General features: G+C 51.6%; 18 protein-coding genes. 6 read left to right on the top strand and 12 right to left on the bottom strand.

Going from position 1 to position 19,815, the window contains the following annotated elements:
• Positions 1–24: 24 nt before the first annotated feature.
• The 9 genes from AAF564_07385 to AAF564_07345 form a co-directional block, all read right to left on the bottom strand.
• Positions 25–795, bottom strand: a complete 771-nt coding sequence (locus AAF564_07385) for a DUF305 domain-containing protein (protein MEM8485356.1) — start codon at positions 793–795, stop codon at positions 25–27.
• A 150-nt stretch (positions 796–945) separates the two neighbouring features.
• Positions 946–1,452 (bottom strand): VOC family protein, encoded by a 507-nt coding sequence (locus AAF564_07380; protein MEM8485355.1) that lies wholly within the window; start codon positions 1,450–1,452, stop codon positions 946–948.
• A gap of 142 nt (positions 1,453–1,594) precedes the next feature.
• Positions 1,595–4,111 (bottom strand): tetratricopeptide repeat protein, encoded by a 2,517-nt coding sequence (locus AAF564_07375; protein ID MEM8485354.1) that lies wholly within the window; start codon positions 4,109–4,111, stop codon positions 1,595–1,597.
• A gap of 27 nt (positions 4,112–4,138) precedes the next feature.
• Entirely contained in the window at positions 4,139–4,930 is a 792-nt protein-coding gene (locus AAF564_07370; GenBank protein MEM8485353.1) for a transglutaminase-like domain-containing protein, read from the bottom strand.
• Positions 4,931–5,010: 80 nt separating this feature from the next.
• Positions 5,011–6,540, bottom strand: a complete 1,530-nt coding sequence (locus AAF564_07365; GenBank protein ID MEM8485352.1) for a hypothetical protein — start codon at positions 6,538–6,540, stop codon at positions 5,011–5,013.
• Between the two features lie 19 nt (positions 6,541–6,559).
• A complete protein-coding gene (locus AAF564_07360; GenBank protein ID MEM8485351.1) occupies positions 6,560–6,895 on the bottom strand; it encodes a hypothetical protein in 336 nt (111 codons plus the stop codon).
• A 96-nt stretch (positions 6,896–6,991) separates the two neighbouring features.
• Entirely contained in the window at positions 6,992–7,579 is a 588-nt protein-coding gene (locus AAF564_07355) for a GNAT family N-acetyltransferase (protein MEM8485350.1), read from the bottom strand.
• Positions 7,580–7,626: 47 nt separating this feature from the next.
• Positions 7,627–8,061 carry a DUF3465 domain-containing protein gene (locus AAF564_07350; GenBank protein MEM8485349.1) on the bottom strand — a complete coding sequence of 145 codons (435 nt, stop codon included), beginning with the start codon at positions 8,059–8,061 and terminating at the stop codon, positions 7,627–7,629.
• A gap of 264 nt (positions 8,062–8,325) precedes the next feature.
• Positions 8,326–8,841, bottom strand: a complete 516-nt coding sequence (locus tag AAF564_07345) for a DinB family protein (protein MEM8485348.1) — start codon at positions 8,839–8,841, stop codon at positions 8,326–8,328.
• Between the two features lie 109 nt (positions 8,842–8,950).
• On the opposite strand from AAF564_07345, the gene AAF564_07340 reads away from it, so the two are divergent.
• Positions 8,951–10,645, top strand: coding sequence for an NAD+ synthase (locus AAF564_07340; GenBank protein ID MEM8485347.1), 1,695 nt, complete (start codon positions 8,951–8,953; stop codon positions 10,643–10,645).
• A gap of 23 nt (positions 10,646–10,668) precedes the next feature.
• On the top strand, positions 10,669–11,271 hold the full coding sequence (gene ruvA, locus AAF564_07335) for a Holliday junction branch migration protein RuvA (GenBank protein MEM8485346.1): 603 nt from the start codon (positions 10,669–10,671) through the stop codon (positions 11,269–11,271).
• Positions 11,272–11,473: 202 nt separating this feature from the next.
• Here the strand turns inward: ruvA and AAF564_07330 are convergent, their stop codons facing one another.
• The gene (locus AAF564_07330) at positions 11,474–11,764 is read right to left on the bottom strand and encodes a 4a-hydroxytetrahydrobiopterin dehydratase (GenBank protein ID MEM8485345.1); all 291 of its coding nucleotides are present in this window, start codon (positions 11,762–11,764) and stop codon (positions 11,474–11,476) included.
• A gap of 80 nt (positions 11,765–11,844) precedes the next feature.
• The gene (locus AAF564_07325) at positions 11,845–12,849 is read right to left on the bottom strand and encodes an NADP-dependent oxidoreductase (GenBank protein MEM8485344.1); all 1,005 of its coding nucleotides are present in this window, start codon (positions 12,847–12,849) and stop codon (positions 11,845–11,847) included.
• Between the two features lie 292 nt (positions 12,850–13,141).
• On the opposite strand from AAF564_07325, the gene typA reads away from it, so the two are divergent.
• Genes typA through AAF564_07310 form a run of 3 tightly spaced genes read left to right on the top strand, consistent with a single transcriptional unit; the run spans position 13,142 to position 16,135 of the window.
• Positions 13,142–14,959, top strand: coding sequence for a translational GTPase TypA (typA, locus tag AAF564_07320; protein ID MEM8485343.1), 1,818 nt, complete (start codon positions 13,142–13,144; stop codon positions 14,957–14,959).
• A gap of 17 nt (positions 14,960–14,976) precedes the next feature.
• On the top strand, positions 14,977–15,423 hold the full coding sequence (locus AAF564_07315; protein MEM8485342.1) for a DUF6010 family protein: 447 nt from the start codon (positions 14,977–14,979) through the stop codon (positions 15,421–15,423).
• Positions 15,407–16,135 (top strand): class I SAM-dependent methyltransferase, encoded by a 729-nt coding sequence (locus tag AAF564_07310; GenBank protein ID MEM8485341.1) that lies wholly within the window; start codon positions 15,407–15,409, stop codon positions 16,133–16,135. Before AAF564_07315 ends, AAF564_07310 begins: the two co-directional genes overlap by 17 nt.
• Before the next feature lie 65 nt (positions 16,136–16,200).
• Here the strand turns inward: AAF564_07310 and AAF564_07305 are convergent, their stop codons facing one another.
• A complete protein-coding gene (locus AAF564_07305; protein MEM8485340.1) occupies positions 16,201–17,391 on the bottom strand; it encodes an alpha/beta hydrolase-fold protein in 1,191 nt (396 codons plus the stop codon).
• 122 nt (positions 17,392–17,513) lie between these two features.
• Between AAF564_07305 and AAF564_07300 the strand changes: the two genes are divergently transcribed.
• Complete coding sequence (locus AAF564_07300) at positions 17,514–19,778, top strand: S9 family peptidase (protein MEM8485339.1); 2,265 nt, start codon at positions 17,514–17,516, stop codon at positions 19,776–19,778.
• The last annotated feature ends 37 nt before the right edge of the window (positions 19,779–19,815 follow it).

The raw sequence follows: 19,815 nt of genomic DNA, 5'->3' as shown, positions 1-19,815 counted from the left end.
AAATAGTAGGTGGATATTTTTTAACTATTGGTCTGCTTCCATGGCAGTATCCATGGCATTCAGTGTATCGAGCATGAGCTGCATACGCGCAATTTCCGTGGTTTGGTCAACATTGATATCAGCCGCGAGCTTGAACGAGGCTTCGTCATTGCCTGCGCCGTCGGTTGCAAACAGCACGTCTACCATGGTAATGGCACCTGCATGATGCTGGATCATGTACTTGAGAAACAATTTGTCAAAATCAGTGCCTTTGGCTGCAGCCAACTCTTCGAGCTGTGCCGGAGAAAGCATGCCAGGCATTTCAGAATGGTCGTGCATTCCTCCGTGTCCGCCGTGGCCCCCATGTCCTCCGTCACTGTCCATGCCATGTAGCATAAGATTGAGTCCGTCGATATGCACTTCGGGTACGGGCTGGTCGCGGTCCCGAAGCCAGGTTTGCATGAGCGCAATTTCGTCTTTCTGCGCATTTATAATACGCGCCGCGAGGGTCTGGATTTCAGCACTGGCACCATTTTTTGGTGCGAGATCAGACATAATCAACGCCTGGGCGTGGTGGCCGATCATACCGGTCATGAAGTCAACATCAGCCTGTACAAAACGGGTGCGGGCGCTCTCCTGACGGGCCCAGAAGATGGACTCTTTTTCAGCCGTTTCAGCTGTAGGTTGGGCTGTTGTTTCAGTTGCCGGCGCTGCTCCAACAGCAGCAGTTTCTGTAGTCAGGTTCTTGGTGTTGCTGCAGCCCGTAAAAACGAGCAGGGCGAGCAAAACAGTGGAAGTCTGGAGTTTTAGACGCATACGTTTATATCAAGCGTTAAAGCGTTTATCTAAAAAAGATACGCATTGTTGCAGAAAGTTCGGGTGGTGTGGTCATTTTTGACCCTTGCCGGCTGTTACGCCGGAAATTTCCTTTAGTTTGTAATGTTTACACGCAGATAAATGTGGGGGTTACACCGGTTCCTCAACAAATTCAACAATGTTACCTTCCGGATCTTCCACCATATAAATTTGCGCGCCATTGCCCAGGGTGGTCAGGGGTAAGAAAACCGGCGTACCTGCAGCCTCTGTTTTTGCTACGATAGTTGCCATGTCTTCAACCATTAGCGTGATATACCGATAGCCAACCGTCGTAGTAATGCCTGTAGCTGTTGTAGCTTCCGGCATGGCTTCCATCTGTACCAGCTTGATGAGCGAGGCCCCGTGTTTTAATTGAACCATGCGGCCTTTGCCGATGAGGGATGTAGTTATATCCGCCACAACTGGGAGGCCCAGCAAGTCCCGGTAAAAAATCAGGGATGCATTGATGTCGGCTACAATAACGCCGGCATCAACAGCAACTCGCGCTGTTGGTGTGGCTTCCTGCGTTGATGAAGATGATGCTTCCGGGGTGCATCCTGAAAGAACAAGCGTAAAAAAAGTGGTAAGAAACAGGGATGCGATGGGTCGAGTCTGCATTGGGGTGTCAGGTGGTAAAGCAATCATCTGGCGGGTATTGAAAAGGTAGGCACCTTATGGATGATGAACAACCGCTAACTGTGCGGTTCGTCGTATTTTACATTTGAGCTGCGCCCAGTACCTGCCTGGAAGTAGCCACGGCCTACAAGCCATCAATACTAATTTCCGCGCCCAGTTGCTGCATCCTGGAGATGTATTCCTTCGCGAGATCCTGATGCCCACTTTTTAGGAGCAGTTCAAGCACAGATGCCATGCGCTGGGTTACCTGTGTCTGTAGTTGCACTCCTTGCACGAGCGGGATGGCCTGGTCGAACCAGTGCAAACTCTGACTGATCTTCCCGTCTAGTCCGCAAATTTGCCCCATGACGGATAAGATATCTACGGCCTGTGGATTGAAGCCCAGGTTCACGAGAATCGTTTGTGCATGGTTGAAGGCATTTAATGCATCCTCCAGTTGCCCCTGTTCGTGTAACATTGACCCCATGTTGTACAGCGCATTTGCTGCTTCAGCCGGCGCATTGTGGGCCGTTGCTACATCAAGTTTTTCCTGTAACAGGGTAAAGGCTTGTTGCAGGTCGCCGCGTTGCCGGTGTACCAGCGCAAGATTGCCGAGGGCTGCCGCGCGACTAACAGGTTGTGACAGCGCCTCGTACAGCAGAATGGCCTGTTCAAATTGCGTAGCAGCTTCGTCCAACTGGTTGTGCCGCCACAGCATAACACCGAGCGCGTTGCTTACTTCTGCTTCCTTGTTTTTTAATTCAGCAGCTTTGTAAGCCGCCTGTATTTCCAGGTAGCGTTGTTTTGCTTCCTCAATGCGGCCGGCTGCATCAAAAATGTCTGCCAGCTTCCACTGGCATTGCAGATATTCCGCGTCGAGCTTGTATGTAGCAGCCAGTTGCAGGCCTTGCTCGGCGTATGCCACCGCTCCATCGAGGTCTTCTGCCTGTCGCGCAAAGTCGGCGAGGTTGTTCAGGGTGAGGATTTCATTTGGCCGGTCACCAAGTTTCCTGAAAATAGACAGGATATGGATGTGCGATTGGTTTGCTTCTGCTGCATTTCCCTGGCGATATTGCACGACCGCCAGATTACCCAGGCAGTGAGCCACACCCCGGTCATTGCCGAGGCGTTCGCGTAGTTTGATGGCATCTCGCAAATGTCGTGTCGCTTCCCCAAACAGGTTTTGCTGCTGTAGCAATTCGCCGAGGTTATTCAGTACCTGTGCCTGCGCGACTGCGTCTCCTTGTGTGCGGACAAGCGACAGCTCAGTTTCATAACACGTCCTGGCAGCATCCAGGTTACCCATTGCGGTAAGTGCCATGGCTTTGTTGTGCAACGCAATGCCTTGCCGGCGATCATCAGCTTGCTCAAGTGCAAATTGATACGTTTGCTCAAACAGGTCCAGGGCCTCTTGGTAATTGCCGCGGGTTTGCATAACCAACCCAAGCGTACTCTTTAGATCAGCTTGATCTGCCTGTTGGGTTGGTGTGAGTTGGGCAATGGCATTTTGCAGCAGTACGGTTGCTTGATCCAGTCCCCCTTGATTAATGAGCAAATTGGCGAGGCTGTTGCTGACAACCACAAATGCTCGCTCCGCTGGTGTTACCTCGCTTAGCACCTGCTCGAGTAAACGACGGGCCTCATCAGGCATTCCGACAGCAAATGACAGAATATCTGCAATGACCAATGCGGCGCGCACCGGGCCTCTTTCTGTAGCCCAGGTGTGGGTATGTTGCACAACTGCTTCAGCTGCGACGCGTTTGCGTGCTGCGACGTCGTCGGGATCAGGTGTGGCGGGTTGCAAACCTGTTGGCAGTAACGCATCAAATTGATCGAAAAACCACGCCGGCAATTCTCCACGTGGCGTGGAAGCTTTAGCGCCATAAAGGTCGCGTAGCGCTGCGACCGCTTCGATAGGCTCAGTAGTTGACGCATCTCTTACAAGCCAGGTAAAACCAGCCGCCTGTTCTGTCATCGGCCGCAGTCGCAGGTAGTCCGGGTTACCCTCCAGGTCACCACCGGAAAAACCCATAAAAAGCCAGTGGTAACGCGAGAGCAGGTGATCAATACAGGTGATGACGGAGAGTGGGAGCCCGCGCATACGTTGCGCGAGGGTATCCACCAGGGTATGGTGGTCTGCAACCGAGCCGTGCAGCTTCAGCAATTGACACGCCGGCTGCTCAAACGCGCTGTCGAGCGAAGTGGCAAGTGCTTCAAAATGTTGCTTACTAAAATGCACATCTACCGGAGCATCAACCTGAGAAAAAGCAGCTTCCAGTACCTGGTCAAAATTGGTTGTAATGACTGCGCTTACGTGGCCGGCTTTGGCTAACTCGGCAATGGCAAGATGTACTGCGTTGGGGGTGTTGCCATCCAGGCACGAAAGCACCTCGAAATACCTGTCGCCAAAATGTTTGGTGATGAGCTCTGCCTGAAACTCGGGCGGGAAGCGCCGGCTGTTGCGTCGGGCGTTAATTGCGTCAGCCCATGCCGTTGTTTTGTCTTCTCCACAGTATATCGCCACTTGCGAACACAGCGCCCGGATTACTTCTTCGTTCATATGCCACCATGAAGGCAGGCAGGTTGGCGGGACCATCGATACCCCGGCGCCGCAAAAAATGACGAGGCCCTGTCGGGCGTGCTTGATCAGATGGTCCGACATGGGTTTGATGTGTTAAGGGCAACTTGTTTAGGGTGCCGTGCTACGCAGCGCTGCTATTTTTTTGTTGGCGGGACCAACAGCGAGCCGGACAAACAAGCCTGTGATGACATTCAAATTATTTGCGCGCTTGCCACCGGCATAAAAACCATTGACGTCAGAATAGACGCCATAGTCCGTTGTTGTCAAGTTTGGAATGCTGCCATCGTCCAGAAACTGGGAAAAAGCATCCGTTTTTCCATCCCATATTGAGGAGCCGTTGCGGTGGATGCCGTAGCCCAGCAATTTACTTTCAGCGTCTAGTTTAGCTTTGGCAACCTCAAACAAGGAACGATCGATGATATAACTGTCGACAGCTATCCACTTGTTGTCCAGGAAAACTTCTGTGTAAGAATGATCCACATAAGGGGTGCCTGGAGAGATGAAGTCGCTGATTATGCGGGCGTTGATATTTACAAAGTGTTGCCGTGCAGGAATGCCTGCAGCACGTAGCATGGCGATAAATAAAGTACTTTTGGTGTTGCAGTATCCGACGCCGGCGCGCAATACCTCGGAGGCTTTTTGCTTGTAAAATTTACCATGCCAGCCAAACGCGATGTGATCACGTACAAAATCATGTATTTGAACTGCTTTTTGCCGCTGGGTTTGGGCCGTGGATATTACCTCTTGGGTAGCCGCGATTATTGCTGGGTGATCTTTATTGATATAAGAGGTAGCCTCGAGGTAAGCCTGTTGTCCATCCTGGGCATTGCTCGTCAGTAGGGTACCTGAGGAACTCATGAAACCTGTAAGCAGCAAAAAGAAGATGCTGGTTTTTTGCATTGATGATGAGGTATACGTTGAAAGCTGTATACACTCATTACACCGCATGTGGCGCCGGCACCCAGTTTGGCCAAAGCGCCTTACAGATAGATACGGAATCGAAGCGCGAGTGAGGCGTCGTAAAAGAAATCGGATTTGGCAACGAGCGGCTGGAATTCAAAAGTACGGTTGTCCTGTAATGGGTTGCGGCTGTCGCTATAGTCAATTTCAAGGGATGGGAATGCTACAACGCTAAGGTTCAGCCCTACGGCGAGCCAGCGGTTGATGGCATGCGTCATTTTTGCACCAAAATATCCACCAACTTCAAATGTAGAGGCGTAGATGGTTTGGTTTTGTGGAGCAAAATCGGTGTAAAAACGGGGCAAATCTGTCTGTGTTGCACGGGTGTCAAAGTGGAGATAGGAGAAGGTTGGCCCTGCTTCAATGCGCATTTCGGTACGGTCGAGAAATTTTGGGTTTTGTAGCGACTGCAGCCGGCTGGCAGGAGACATGAAGTTGTAGCTCCAGAGTAAATCAAATGAAACCCCCGAAAGCTGAAAGAACGATTTTTCAGGCGCATCAACCGCTACCAAAAGCCCAACCAGGCCATCGAGTTGTCGGGTGTCCTGAAGCGCGTATCGTGGACGGTATTGCAGCCGGCCAATCAGATCGGTGCGGAGGGTGAGGCTTTGGTAATAATCCAGTTGAATTGATGGTGACGCAAAGTATAAATCGCGACGTCCGCTGTCTTGACCATCAAAAAAGAGTTTCATAGCTGATTGGACATTCAGGCCACGCAGCCGGCTTGTCATTGCGAGGTCCCAATGTCGCCAGGTACGTTTTATTTTTTTGGCATTGCCTGGCCCTAATGCCCGTGTATTGGGCTGTGCTGCGAGGGTTTCCTGAATACGCGACTCAAGTTCTGGGGCCATAAACGCCGGTAGTGCTGCGACATCTTTAAATGATGCTGCAATGTGCCGGGCAAAGGCTGTAGAATCGTTGTAGAGGACTGCGCCGTATGTGCGTAGCGCCCCAATCTTGCGGGGCACTTCAATCTGCACGCGAAAGAGGCTTGAACGTGGTAAAACCACTACGTCATCCGCATCGGGCCAGCTGTTCAACGCACGTTGCTTGCTCAATACGAGTACATCTTCATTTACGTAGAGCAACTGTCCGCGCCGGCGCGACTTGTCTACAAGGGTTGCTTCCACGCTTGGTGATTTCCTGTTGATGTGCCATACCGGATTGGCAACCTTGATAACATATCCCCACGCAACGCTCTGTTCATTGTCGAATAACGTTTCAAAGTTATCGATATAGTGCTGAATTGCGGCCAGACGGTTATTGTCCAATTCAATAACTGCTTCTGAAATCTGGTCACCATCAAGCAGCTGTAATCGGAGCCGGTACAGGGTTTCGTTAACCTGATAAAGGCGTGCTGACTGGAAATTGGGATAGAGGGGAAACAGCCCAAAGTAGTTTTTCTCTTCTGTCTCGATGGTGTCCCCTAGACGCTCACTAAGTGGCACTTGTATACTTTCCTGGCCGTATAGGGGCTGCGACAGCATAGGCTGGCAGCATAGCAGGAGGAGCAGGGTAAGTATTCTAAAATGCATAGAAAAGGAAGGCATGGGGGATCCTGCGGGTTGGTTACGCCACGGCGTCGTCAAAAGGATTGAAGGCGATATCATACCCATAGGGTTTGTCGCGTGGTGGTTGATTGGGCTCGGTCTGGTATATTTCAATTTTGCCTGTGATTTCAAAGCCCAGTTCTTTACCCATCGCCTGAATCATGTTTCCGCCCTCATCAACATTGGTAGCCCAGGATTTCATTGTCATCCATGCGGGGCCTACAGGACATGCAAAGGCATTGTCGGCCTGCGCCATTCTGCCTTCTGCAAGAATGGTAAAATGTTTATAAGGTGTTCGCAGTTTGCCGTATCGCAACTTTAACTTCCAGTCGCTTTCCGGCTTCTTGTGTTTCATGAATACGGACTGAGATGATCTTCAGGAGAAGAGGTATAAATGTATTCGTGGCACGCGTTGCGTCTCACGTACGCGCCGGCTCATCTTCCTGATGATTCAGACAGAGAATGCCTGATAGACTTGCTGGTAGACTTGATGGGCTTGGGGACTCGTGTATAGTTGAAGGATATCCTGTTTTACAACAGGAAGTTCCATTTCGAGTACACCTTGTTGATGTGCAACTACGCGCGCATCCAGGGCCGCCAGTCGCTTGATGAGCGCAAACCTGTTGGCATGAATGCGCAAAGTGAAGGTTGAGATGTTTTGCGCTGAGGCCAGTCTGCAAAGGGCGGCCATGAGCAGTGTGCCTACGCCCTGTTTTTGGTAGGCATCGATTACGGTAAGCGCAAGTTCGGCCTGTTGTTTGTTTGCCGGCTGTCGTACGAAGCGGCCAACGCCAATGCCTATTTCTTCAGCGTCTGTTGTACATGAAACGCACAGGGCAACATGATTAACCTGGTCGATTTCGGTAAGGTATCTGATTTGTGCTTCTGTGAGGTTGTTGCGGTACGTGTTGAATCGGTGGTACCGTGATCGCGCAGAGAGGGCCCGCATGCCGGCTGGGAAATGCTCACGGTCATCCGGGGTTACGCTGCGAATGGTAACCTCCAGGCCATCAGGTAGCGTGCAAGATATTGGCTGCATGCTGGCGCACGTGATCGATTTGTGTTGTGGACTATTCATGCGGCTTGTCATTCATAACGCTGGCCCTGATGCTCAACCCATCCTCCCGGATGCCGGCCAGCGGGATCATGATGGGTCCAATGTACCACACCGCCTTGGGGATTCCATTCGTACTCACCATAAAAACTGACCTGGTCGCCTTGCCGCAGTGCATCAATCCTTGGTGCAAGGTCGATGTTGTGCGCAATGAGTACTGTTTGTCCGGTTGGTAGCATGACAATAAACCGCTGGTGCCGGCTGCCTTCATTGTCATCTGATAACAAGCGGGAAACCTGTCCGGTGCCGGCTACCTGCACATCGCTTTGCTGGCGATCAAACGCGGCTTTAATTTGTTGTGCATCAGCAACCACGTCTTCTGTTGAAGAGGACGAGCCAGCGTTTTCCTGCTGCGCATACACGTATGCAGCGAGGATCAATACGACAATCAAAAACAGTTTTTTCACGTCAGGGTACCCGGGATGCTACTACGTGTTTTACCTGTGGTATAGGCCGGCCCGGTTCATTTTAGTTAGCCGGCGATTGTTCAAACGCCTATAGACCGTATTCGTTTTGTTAGGGTATGTGGACCATCAGCTTGTAAAATGCATAATGTGCCCTTTGGGCCCATATCTGCGTTCCTTTTTGCATCAGATGGCTGCATTAAACACAAAAAGCGCCATGATATGAACAAAATGACCGCTCTTCTACCTGCAAATTGTCGACACACCCTAAAGTCGTTTGTTAATCTGATCTACATGCCGATCCATGTGTGCTTCCATCATGGCAAACATTTGCCGCGTGGACATTGGCCCGGATGCCGGGTGCGTAAACACGGCACGGCGCAGTCCTTGAATGGACTGGCTGTTCAGGTAGGCCCGCAGCCATTGGTGATTTTGGTCCCACCTTTCCCGCAGCGTAGTGAGTGTGAGAGCCCCGGATGGCCGCATGTCTTTTGCTGGTACAGCTACTGGAATATGAAAACGCAGGATGCCCAGGACCATCAGGTAAACCACGTAATTAACCGGTGTTCGTTTGTGATGCGTGATGGCCTCTAGGGCAGGGAGTCCCCGAAATACATGATGCTCAGCCAGGATCATGTGTTCTATAATTTCCAGAATAGACCATGTATCAGGTGTGGGACGGACATTCAGGGTATCGCCAGAAAGCTTTTCGACACGATGCAACAGTGCTGTTTTTTGCTGTTCGATTGTCGCGAGACGTTTGAGATACCTTGCTTTGCTCATGGATAGAAAATGGCGGCTTGTTTTGTGCGCAGGCAAGCAACAGCGAAATTCAGGAACGATTCATTGCTGGATGGCATTCGATTCCCGATAAATATACTTGCTGTGTCACATGAAAATAGCTTTAGCCCAGATCAACCCTATTGTAGGCGATCTAGCAGGGAATCGCCAGAAAATTATCGACTTTGCACACCGGGCGCACGGCCAGGGTGCAGCCCTGGTGATATTTCCCGAGTTGGCGGTGACCGGATACCCGCCACAAGACCTGCTTGAGAGCCGGCTTTTTCTGGATGCTGTTGAACAAACCCTCGATGACATCGCCGGTGCTGTGCCCGCAGAACTCGGCGTACTAATCGGTGCACCTGTTCGCAATGAAGCCAGTATGGGAAAACGTCTTTTTAACGCGGCCCTGTTTTATGAGGGTGGCAAGCAACTCGCTGTCGTTAAAAAGCAACTCCTGCCAACCTATGACGTGTTCGATGAAAACCGGTACTTTGAGCCGGCTGATACGTGCGCGCCTTTTTCGTGGCGGGGTTACAAGTTTGGCATCCATGTTTGCGAAGACATGTGGAATAACGAGGAGCAGGTCCCTTATCATTTATATGATGAAAACCCGATTGACGCACTTGCAGCGCAAGGAGCTGACCTGTTTATCAACATCAGTGCTTCTCCGTTTTATACTGGAAAACACGCTGTGCGTAACCGCCTTATCGCAGAAAATTGCCTGGAGCATAGCCTGCCCTTTGTTTATGTGAATCAGGTCGGGGCCAACACTGAAATTGTCTTTGATGGTGACAGCCGCGTACACGATGCCGCCGGCAATCTGCTTTTAAATGCACCTTCTTTTGAAGAAGCTTTACTCGTTTGGGATATGGAAGCTGCGCACGCGCCGGAATCTTCCGACACAAACACTGCATCTCCTGATATCGCCCAACTCCATGATGCCCTCGTTATGGGCATTCGCGATTACTTTGAGAAAACCGGCGCCTTTTCGAAAGCACTCATCGGGTTGTCTGGCGGAATTGACTCTGCCGTGACCTGTGCCCTGGCTGTAAATGCCCTCGGTGCGGACCGTGTTGTGGGGGTGACCATGCCATCCAGGTACTCCTCTTCCGGTTCGGTTGATGACTCTGTGGCACTTGCCGAGGCGTACGAGATTGCCTTCCATAACATTGCCATCGTGCCGGCGGTTGCTGCCTTCGATGAAATGTTAACCGGGGTATTTGCTGATACCAAACCAGGTGTTGCTGAAGAAAATATCCAGGCCCGCACACGGGGGGTGACCCTGATGGCGCTTTCAAACAAGTTTAACCATCTGTTGCTCACAACAGGCAACAAGAGTGAAATGTCTGTTGGCTACGCTACATTGTATGGCGACATGAACGGGGGCCTTGCTGTGCTTGCAGATGTGTTCAAAATGCAGGTTTTTGCGCTCGCGGAGTACATCAATGAGGCTGCCGGGCGCGAGATGATTCCCCGAAATACCATTACCAAGCCTCCTTCAGCTGAACTCCGACCAGATCAGAAAGACGAAGATTCTCTGCCGCCGTACCCGGTGCTGGATGAAGTCCTGCGTTTGTATATTGAAGAGCAAATGGACCTGGACCAAATTGTAGAAGCAACGGGATGGGAAACCGACTTTGTGCATGATTTGCTCAAAAAGGTCGATCGCAACGAATACAAGCGCCGGCAAGCGCCTCCGGGACTTCGCGTTTCGAAGAAAGCATTTGGGGTTGGGCGCCGGCTTCCGATTGTTATGCGATGGAACCGGCCTAATGCGGTTGCCACAGAGACGGCACGCAGTTAAGGCACAGGAAAAAGAAGAATACAATGATTGCATACCTTTCCGGTAAACTGGCTGAGAAGCGTCCTACGGATACAGTGATCGACGTGCAGGGGGTTGGCTACCATGTACTCATCCCAACGTCTACGTATGAAAAATTACCTGCTGTCGGTGAAGTAGCCAAAGTATTTACCTACCAACATGTACGCGAAGATGCCCTGTTGCTTTTTGGATTTGCTTCGCGGTCCGAACGTACCATTTTTGAAATTATGCTGGGGGTATCCGGTATCGGTCCCAAGCTCGCGTTGGCTGCACTTTCCGCCATGCGCCCCGGAGAGCTGCGCGATAAAATTGTAGAGGGTGATACGGCTTTTCTGACCAAAATTCCAGGCGTTGGTAAAAAGGTCGCAGAACGGATGGTGGTTGAGCTAAAAGATAAGCTCATCAAGGTAGATGGTCTTGGCGGTGGTAGTATGACAAGCGGTGGCGGTGATTCTAAAAATACCGCACGTGCCGACGCCCTTGCTGCACTTGAAGCCCTCGGTTTGAGCCGCGCAGCAGCAGAACGCAACCTGCGCAAAGTCCTGCGCGCTAACCCGGGAATTCAGTCAGCAGAAGACCTTATTCGCCTTGCCCTAAGGGAAAGCTAGGCGCGGCTGTTGAATATCGAACAATGCGAATTAAAGGTTGCGTTTAATGCCGATTTTCGAGTGCCGATTGATATTCTTTTTTTGCAAAAGACGCATACAAAAGCATTGTTACCTGTGCCGTGGTAATGCAAAACAGAAGCACGAAAACACGAAAAAACATGGATCATGCTTCTAACCCTTAATTCGCAGCACGCAACATTCCTCAAGAACCTGTAGCCAACTGCTCCATGCGGGCGGCCAGTTGGAAGTCGTAGTTGCTGATGCCGTCGATGTCATGTGTGGTGAGTTCCACATTGACTTTATTATAGACGTTGAACCATTCAGGATGGTGGTTCATGGACTCTGCAACAATAGCAGCCCGGGTCATAAAGCCAAATGCCTCGATGAAATCATTGAACTGGTACGCGCGGCATAACTTGCCATTTACAAGAGACCACTGGTCGAGGGTGCCCAGGTGTTCACTGATTTCTTCTTCCGATAACTTTGTCAACATTGCAAAAGGGATTTGGGTAGAGTGGCGTTAAGCAAGGATTTAATACGTGGTCTGCACATATTAAGCCATTTCTAAACCATTTACCTTTCAGAAACCTTAACAATTAGTTTCCCCTGATTTGAACCATTAAACAACTTGTTTAACGCATCAGGTGCTGCATTGAGGCCATCTACAATATCTACACGGTATTTCAGTTTGCCGGCGCCGATCCATTGGGCCATCTGCATCATGCACTCTTCGCTCCGATCCATATAGTCCAGTACAATAAAGCCCTGTATGCGGAGTCGCTTGGCGATAACCGAGATGAAGTTGTAGGGGCCGGGCACGGGCTCCGTCGCGTTATATTGCGAGATCATGCCACAAACAGAAATTCGTCCGTGCAAGTTCATTTGCGCGAGCACCGCATCCAGGATCGGGCCCCCCACGTTTTCGAAATAAATATCAATGCCATCCGGACAGGCCTTTTTCAGGCCGGCCGGCACCTGCGTCGTTTTGTAATTGATGGCATCGTCAAATCCTAATGTGTTCGTGATCCAGTCACACTTTTCATCGGTGCCGGCAATTCCAACAACGCGACACCCTTTGATTTTGCCTATTTGTCCGACCAGCGAACCCACTGCACCGGCAGCAGCAGAGACAACCAGGGTTTCTCCTGGTTTGGGGTCCGTGATATCCAGCAATCCAAAGTACGCGGTCAGCCCAATATGGCTGAGCACGCCAAGGTAGGCGTCCAGTGGGATACCCGGGATTTCGGGCAGGGGTGTCATCCTGCTGGCCGGCGTCACGCAATGCGTCTGCCAGCCAAGCATGCCCTGAACAAGGGTACCTACGGGGAGGGATGCGCTACGGGATGTTTCAACCACGCCAATCCCAATGCCGCGCATCACGGCGCCAAGCGCTACCGGCGGGAGGTATGACTTTATATCCATCATCCACCCTCGGCTTGCAGGATCGAGCGAGAGCTGGAGTACGCGTACGCATACCTCCTCTTCCTGAAGGTCGGGAATAGCGCGTTCTTGCCATTCAAAATTTGCGGGTTGCGGGTTGCCTACGGGGCGGCTGGCCAGGAGCCATTGCTTGTTCATATTGGGCTGTATGTTGGTTGTGCGCTAGGAAAATAGGAAAAAAGCTGGCTTCACGACACGTTAATCAGGGTAAAATGGAGGTCAAAAGTGAAACAACGACCAAGCCTGATGTCAGCAGGAACAAAGCGTCGAGCCATGCGAAAGAGGCATTGCTTGCTTTTTGATACCGCAAGCCGACAACTATCTCTCATTTTTGGTTAAGAAGGGGCGACTGCTGTACCGGCCGCCTTTTTGTATATACCGTTTTCATAGATGCCGGCGCAATGCCGGCGATACACCTGGTTCATAAGTAATGGCTACCCAGCTTCGTAATATCGCAATTGTTGCCCACGTAGATCACGGCAAAACCACGCTGGTTGATGCCATGCTTTGGCAAAGCGGCACGTTCGGTGCCCATCAGGACATCCAGGAGCGGGTCATGGACTCCATGGATCTCGAGCGGGAAAAGGGCATCACGATTATGGCCAAAAATACCGCGGTGGCCTACGAAGAGACCAAGATTAATATTATCGATACACCGGGGCATGCCGACTTTGGTGGTGAGGTTGAACGGACACTTCGCATGGTTGACGGCGTCATGCTGCTTGTAGATGCTGCTGAAGGTCCACTTCCGCAAACGCGTTTTGTACTGCAAAAAGCCCTCGCCCTCAATTTGCCGGCCATTGTGGTTATCAACAAAATTGATCGCCAGGATGCGCGCCCCGAAGAAGTACTCAATGAGGTATACGACCTCTTTATCGACCTCGATGCTTCTGAAGACCAAATTGAATTCCCGGTATTGTATGCGGTCGCCAAAGACGGGCAGTGCAAAACCGACATGGAAGATGAACTGACGGATTTGCGTCCACTCTTCCAGACCATTATCGAAAACGTACCGGCTCCTGAGGGAGATGCCGCGGGAGATTTGCAGGTGCTCGTAACCAACGTGCAGCCCGACAACTACCTGGGGCCACTTGCTGTAGGTCGCGTGATGCAGGGGGTAGTCAAAAATCGCCAGCATGTGATGCTTTGCCACCGCGATGACTCGCAGACCAAAGCACAGGTTGCATCGTTGTTTGTATATGAAGGGTTGAGCAGGGTTGAAGTCAACGAAGCAGGGCCTGGATCTGTTATCGCAATTGCTGGCGTTGCAGGCATTGGCCTTGGCGAAAGCATTGCTGATGCTGAGAATCCTGTACCTCTGCCACCGCTGCACGTAGACGAGCCCACGATGTCGATGGAGTTTCGGATCAACGATTCACCGTTTAGTGGCCGTGAAGGACAGTATGTAACCTCGCGTAACCTGCGCGATCGCCTGACCAAGGAAGGCGAAACCAACCTTGCGATGCGTATCGAAACCACCGATACGCCCGACTCATTCCTGGTATACGGCCGTGGGGAGCTTCAAATGGCGATCCTCATCGAGCAAATGCGCCGCGAAGGTTTTGAGTTTTCTGTGGGTATGCCGCAGGTTATTACCCAGCAAGTTGATGGCAAAAAATGTGAGCCTTTCGAGATTGCACTCGTAGACGTACCTGAAGAGTTTATGGGTACGGTTGTGCAGAAGCTTGGCGTGCGTAAAGGCGTGATGACTAAAATGGTCAACAATGGCTCCGGCCGCGTTCGCCTTGAGTTTGAAATCCCTAGCCGCGGACTCATCGGGTACCGCACTGAGTTTCTGACCGATACCAAAGGGACCGGTTTGTTGACGCATTTGTTCGACAAATACAAACCCTGGAGCGGCACTATTACACACCGAACCTCGGGAGCCTTGATTGCTGACCGCGCCGGCAAAGTTACAGGCTACGCCGTACTCAACCTGCAGGAACGTGGTCAACTGTTTGTCTCTCCTACCGAAGATGTATACAACGGCATGATCATCGGCGAGAATAGCCGCGATAAAGACCTGGACGTGAACATCACCAAGGAGAAAAAACTGACAAACATGCGTGCTGCCTCAGCGGATTCATTTGAGAAGTTGCTGACACCCCGCAAAATGTCGTTGGAAGAAGCCATTGAATTTATTCGGGAAGATGAGCTTATTGAGGTAACGCCCAACCAGTTCAGGCTCCGCAAACGCGACCTCGACCCGCACATGCGCAAAAAGCGCATTATGGCCATGAGCCAGTAACCTGACCCTGTATTTATATGTCCCAGCTTCATCTAGTAATTTTTCTGCTTTTAGGTGTTGTTGCTGGCGGGATTTTTCTTTTATACGCCCGCGCCCAGGGAGATCTTAAGGAGCGATTGGTATTGGCTTCCGGGCTAATCGTTGCAGCAGTCATCTATATCGGTTTTGGGCTTGTTTTGGGAGATGTGTACTGGGTAGGCATTGAAGCTGCAGGGGTGGTGTTTTATACGCTGTTTGTGATCTTTGCGTACCGGTTTCATTTTTGGTGGCTTGCCATCGGATGGCTCTTGCACGTCGCCTGGGATGTTTCGCTCCACTTGCTCGGCCCGGGCGCGCACATCGCGCCCGCATGGTATGCTGTGGCCTGTATCGGATTCGATGTCTTAATGGCCGGCTACATCCTGATCTACCTGTCCAAGTCGAAACCCGAACCCATCCGGGTACCCCATGAAACTGTATCATGAACTGGCCCACTGGTGGCCCCTGCTTTCCGATCCCGCGGAATATGAGGAAGAAGCAGCAATTTTCACCAGTACACTTCAAGCCATCGCCGAAAAGACCCTGGTAACCCTGCTCGAATTGGGCAGTGGCGGTGGCAACAACGCATCACACATGAAGGCGCATTTCGATCTTACCCTTGTGGATGCGTCGACGGATATGCTGGCTGTCAGCAAGGCTTTGAATCCGGGATGTGTGCACGTACAAGGCGACATGCGTACGGCGCGCCTCGGCCGGCAGTTTGACGCCGTGTTTATCCATGATGCCATCGAGTACATGACGTCGCGTGTGGATTTGAAGCAGGCCATAACAACAGCCTTTGCACATTGTAAACCAGGCGGCGTAGCCCTCTTTGTACCTGATCAGACAAAAGAGTTGTTCAAGCCGGAAACTGATTGCGGTGGACACGACGGGCCGGCGCGCAGTATGCGGTACATGGAGTGGCAATGGGACCCGGATCCCGATGATGATACGTACGTCGTCGATTATACCTATACCTTGCGGGATGCAGATCACTCGGTCAGCGTCGTACATGACCGGCACACGCTCGGCGTTTTTCCGCGCCAGGTTTGGTTGGATTTGATCACGAGCGCCGGCTTTGAGGCCTCTGCCCATCCCTTTGTGCACAGCGAGCTTGGCCCTGGCCATGAATTCTTTATAGGCCGGCGCAAGAAATAAAAAACCCACCGGACGCCTAAATCCGATGGGTTTGTGCAAAGATAAAGCGAGGGATTAATAGACCCTTATTCCAATTCTCCTTTAAGCGCTTCAGCATTTGCGCAATAGACCCCTTTGTTCGGATGGTCGGTCTCGGTACCGAGGCTGCAGGCTTTTGCATAACTCTCAGCAGCCTGCTTCATGGCACCATTTGCTTTGTAGCCGTCGCCGGCGCTGTCGTACACATTGGGTGAGGTTGGGAAGTTTTTGATGTTGCGCTCAAACACTTTGATCGCATCTTCTATCTGGTTCTGTGCCAGTAGTTCATATCCCACAATATTAACCACCGATTCAGGGACTTCAACTTCGTATCCGTAGCGGGTAGACAATGACTTTGCGTGATCTTCCACGGCTGCAAGTCCTTTTTCGGCGACAGCTTCCCGGAAATTTGAAATCGCCCACCCATCGTACAACATTTCCAATCCGTCGTATGTGCTGCGGTGTGGGACCGAACCGTGCGTTTCGTTTTCCATTAACTCAAAATGCCACTTGAAAAATGGGCCGCCTTTCTCTTCCATGATGCCGGCAAAGCCCCATGCGCCGGCCAGCATCCCACCGCCTTCATTTCCCATCGTCATGTAGTAAAACCTCCGGAGCCCCCGATTCTTTTCGAAGAAGGCCTCCGCTTTGGGAAGCAGCCCTTTGTTGTCCCACCACAGGCTTGGGCTAATCGAAATATGCGCGTTGAACAGATCCGGTTTTTGCAGGAGTGCATTTACCGAGAACAAACCGCCGAATGAGTGTCCAATCAGAATGCGGTAGTCGGCGGTGCGGTAGTTCGACTCTACAAAAGGCACCAGCTCTTCTTCGATAAAGGAGAGGAACGTATCCGCGCCACCAGCTGTCGGGAAGCGGTCATTTGGCGTGGATAATGCCGGCTTGAGATCACGCGTACGCTCTGTGTTGGGAATACCTACGATGATGACTTCTGGCATTTTTCCATTTCGGGAAAGAAACTGGGTTGTGCCGGCGGTGTGGAGCAGGTGGCTGTCTCCGTCCAGTAAGTAAATGACCGGATATTTGCCAGTGCCGTGCGCATACCCTTCAGGCGTATAAATAAGGATAGGCCGCTCTTCGCCAAGCATGTTCGAATAAACACTGGTCTGGATACCAAGCGTGATGGCTGGTGTTGTTTGGGCGTCCATTTGTTGGGCTGCAGCAGGTCCTGTGCTGAGAAAGAGCAGGCACAAAATGAAGCTCAAGAGGCGGTTCGTCATCGTGTTGTTGGGAAGATGAAGGGGCTGGAAAAGAAGAACTGTACGGCCGAATGCAAACTCAATGGTTCGATGTCTATATTCGAACATTCGAAATATATGTTGTTCTACGAATAAAAATAGCCATGTACTTATACAAGACCCGTTTGGCCGGCGCATTGTTGCTCGTTGGTACCCTGTCTTTCTTTTCGATCCTTCTGCCAGTGCAGGGCCAGGAGGTGGAAGACCTTTCTCAGCTTACCGTGGCACGCATTACGGCGAGCAATGAGTTCTTTGGTGAGTCGGCCCGGCAGATTAAATGGCACAAAGACGGCAACGGGTACACAACGTTGGAGCCGTCTGTTTCTGACGCAAGCGGCGATGACATTGTGTTGCACAACCTTACGCTTGGGGAGCAAACGGTGCTTGTTAGTGCCGCGCAACTTATCCCCGAAGGACAGGAAGCTGCTTTGTCTGTCCACGGGTATACCTGGTCGTCTGACAGGCAACAGATTCTCATCTATACCAATTCAAAAAGGGTTTGGCGTGCCAATACGCGTGGTGATTATTGGGTGTTGGATCTGGAAAATGATGTGCTCCGACAACTCGGTGTTTCTTTGCCGGCTTCCAGCCTGATGTTTGCCAAGTTCTCTCCTGATGGTGGACATGTGGCCTACGTTTCAGGCCATAACATCTATGTAGAGGAATTGTCCAGTGGTCGCATAAAGCAAATCACAGCCAACGGATCAGATACGTTGATCAATGGCACGTTCGACTGGGCATATGAGGAGGAGTTTTTTCTGAGAGATGGCTTTCGCTGGAGTCCGGATGGTACCCACATTGCCTTCTGGCAACTCGATGCGTTAGGTGTCCGTGATTTTCTGATGATCAACAATACCGATTCGCTGTATTCATATACCATTCCGGTGCAATACCCCAAAGCCGGCGAAACAAACTCTTCTTGTCGGGTAGGTGTGGTAGACCTCGAGACAATGAATTTTACCTGGTATGAACCGTCGGACGACTTACGAAACCACTATATCGCCCGCATGGAATGGGCACCCGACGGGCAGGAAATCATGATGCAGCATTTGAACCGGCAGCAAAACCGGCTTGAAGTAATCATGGGGGACATCGATACCGGGACCATGCGTACCGTTTTTGTAGATGAAGACGAGGCCTGGATTGATGTGCGGGATCCTGGTCAGCGCTGGCTCAATGGCGGTGAAGAATTTCTGTGGATCAGCGAGCGCGATGGATGGCGGCATGTATTCCGTATCTCCAGTACAGATGGCACTGCAAAATTGGTAACCCGCGGTGCGTACGATATCAAAGGAGTCAATGGCGTTGATGAAGCCGGCGGCTGGCTGTACTTTGAAGCTTCGCCGGAAAATCCCACCCAGAACTATTTGTACCGCACCCGGCTGGATGGCGAGGGGACCCTGGAACGCATTACGCCGGCAGATCAGCCCGGCTTTCACACCTACACCCTGTCTGACAACGGCGGTTTTGCGTTGCACAACTACTCGGCCTTTGGTGTCCCGAGCACCATTGACATCGTTGCATTGCCTGCGCATACCGTTCAGGAAACCCACGTTGAAAACCAGCCCTTGCGGGTCAGGCTCAATATGCTCGAGGCCGGCAACACCCGCTTTTTCAAAGTAGATATTGGAGCTGGCGTCCTGCTGGACGGATATGAAATGCGTCCACCCGACTTTGATCCTGCAAATAAATATCCGGTGCTCTTTTACACATACGGTGAGCCCTGGAATCAAACCGTGCTTGATCGCTGGGGCGGCGGCACCTACCTCTGGCACCTGATGCTAAACCAGAAAGGCTATATCGTTATCAGCATCGATAACCGGGGCACGCCGGCGCTGCGTGGGCGAGACTGGCGCAAAAGTGTGTATGGGTCCATTGGCGAACTGGCATCCGCGGACCAGGCGGCCGCTGCGCGCGAAATCATGACGTGGCCTTATGTGGATGCGGATCGTATTGGCATGTGGGGCTGGAGTGGGGGCGGTTCGATGACCCTGAATGCGCTGTTCCGCTATCCGGCGTTGTATCGTACCGGTGTGTCTGTTGCGCCGGTGCCCGATCAGCGCTACTACAATTCGATTTACCAGGAGCGCTACATGGGGTTGCCGGCTGAAAATCCTGAGGGATACCGCAGGGGCTCGCCCATCTCCTTTGCGCAAAACCTGGAAGGCAACCTGTTGCTTATCCATGGCACCGGGGATGACAACGTGCATTACCAGGGGGCTGAGGCGTTGATTAATAAATTGATTGAACACCAGAAGCAGTTTGAGCTCATGTCTTATCCCAACCGATCCCATGGGATATGGGAAGGCCAGGGGACCCGCCAGCATCTCTATACAACGATACTCAAGTTCCTTCAGCGTAATCTGTAAAAGCATGCCTGAATCATGAGCAAATCTTTACCTCCCG

Source organism: Bacteroidota bacterium (assembly GCA_039111535.1).
Taxonomy (GTDB): domain Bacteria; phylum Bacteroidota; class Rhodothermia; order Rhodothermales; family JAHQVL01; genus JBCCIM01.
This window is presented reverse-complemented; position numbering and strand designations above follow the sequence as displayed.

What these genes read in the sequence shown, in the direction of transcription:
- AAF564_07385 (MEM8485356.1), bottom strand. Translation starts at nt 795, where the DNA reads ATGCGTCTAAAACTCCAGACTTCCACTGTTTTGCTCGCCCTGCTCGTT.
- AAF564_07380 (MEM8485355.1), bottom strand. Translation starts at nt 1,452, where the DNA reads ATGCAGACTCGACCCATCGCATCCCTGTTTCTTACCACTTTTTTTACG.
- AAF564_07375 (MEM8485354.1), bottom strand. Translation starts at nt 4,111, where the DNA reads ATGTCGGACCATCTGATCAAGCACGCCCGACAGGGCCTCGTCATTTTT.
- AAF564_07370 (MEM8485353.1), bottom strand. Translation starts at nt 4,930, where the DNA reads ATGCAAAAAACCAGCATCTTCTTTTTGCTGCTTACAGGTTTCATGAGT.
- AAF564_07365 (MEM8485352.1), bottom strand. Translation starts at nt 6,540, where the DNA reads ATGCCTTCCTTTTCTATGCATTTTAGAATACTTACCCTGCTCCTCCTG.
- AAF564_07360 (MEM8485351.1), bottom strand. Translation starts at nt 6,895, where the DNA reads ATGAAACACAAGAAGCCGGAAAGCGACTGGAAGTTAAAGTTGCGATAC.
- AAF564_07355 (MEM8485350.1), bottom strand. Translation starts at nt 7,579, where the DNA reads ATGCAGCCAATATCTTGCACGCTACCTGATGGCCTGGAGGTTACCATT.
- AAF564_07345 (MEM8485348.1), bottom strand. Translation starts at nt 8,841, where the DNA reads ATGAGCAAAGCAAGGTATCTCAAACGTCTCGCGACAATCGAACAGCAA.
- AAF564_07340 (MEM8485347.1), top strand. Translation starts at nt 8,951, where the DNA reads ATGAAAATAGCTTTAGCCCAGATCAACCCTATTGTAGGCGATCTAGCA.
- ruvA (MEM8485346.1), top strand. Translation starts at nt 10,669, where the DNA reads ATGATTGCATACCTTTCCGGTAAACTGGCTGAGAAGCGTCCTACGGAT.
- AAF564_07330 (MEM8485345.1), bottom strand. Translation starts at nt 11,764, where the DNA reads ATGTTGACAAAGTTATCGGAAGAAGAAATCAGTGAACACCTGGGCACC.
- AAF564_07325 (MEM8485344.1), bottom strand. Translation starts at nt 12,849, where the DNA reads ATGAACAAGCAATGGCTCCTGGCCAGCCGCCCCGTAGGCAACCCGCAA.
- typA (MEM8485343.1), top strand. Translation starts at nt 13,142, where the DNA reads ATGGCTACCCAGCTTCGTAATATCGCAATTGTTGCCCACGTAGATCAC.
- AAF564_07315 (MEM8485342.1), top strand. Translation starts at nt 14,977, where the DNA reads ATGTCCCAGCTTCATCTAGTAATTTTTCTGCTTTTAGGTGTTGTTGCT.
- AAF564_07310 (MEM8485341.1), top strand. Translation starts at nt 15,407, where the DNA reads ATGAAACTGTATCATGAACTGGCCCACTGGTGGCCCCTGCTTTCCGAT.
- AAF564_07305 (MEM8485340.1), bottom strand. Translation starts at nt 17,391, where the DNA reads ATGACGAACCGCCTCTTGAGCTTCATTTTGTGCCTGCTCTTTCTCAGC.
- AAF564_07300 (MEM8485339.1), top strand. Translation starts at nt 17,514, where the DNA reads ATGTACTTATACAAGACCCGTTTGGCCGGCGCATTGTTGCTCGTTGGT.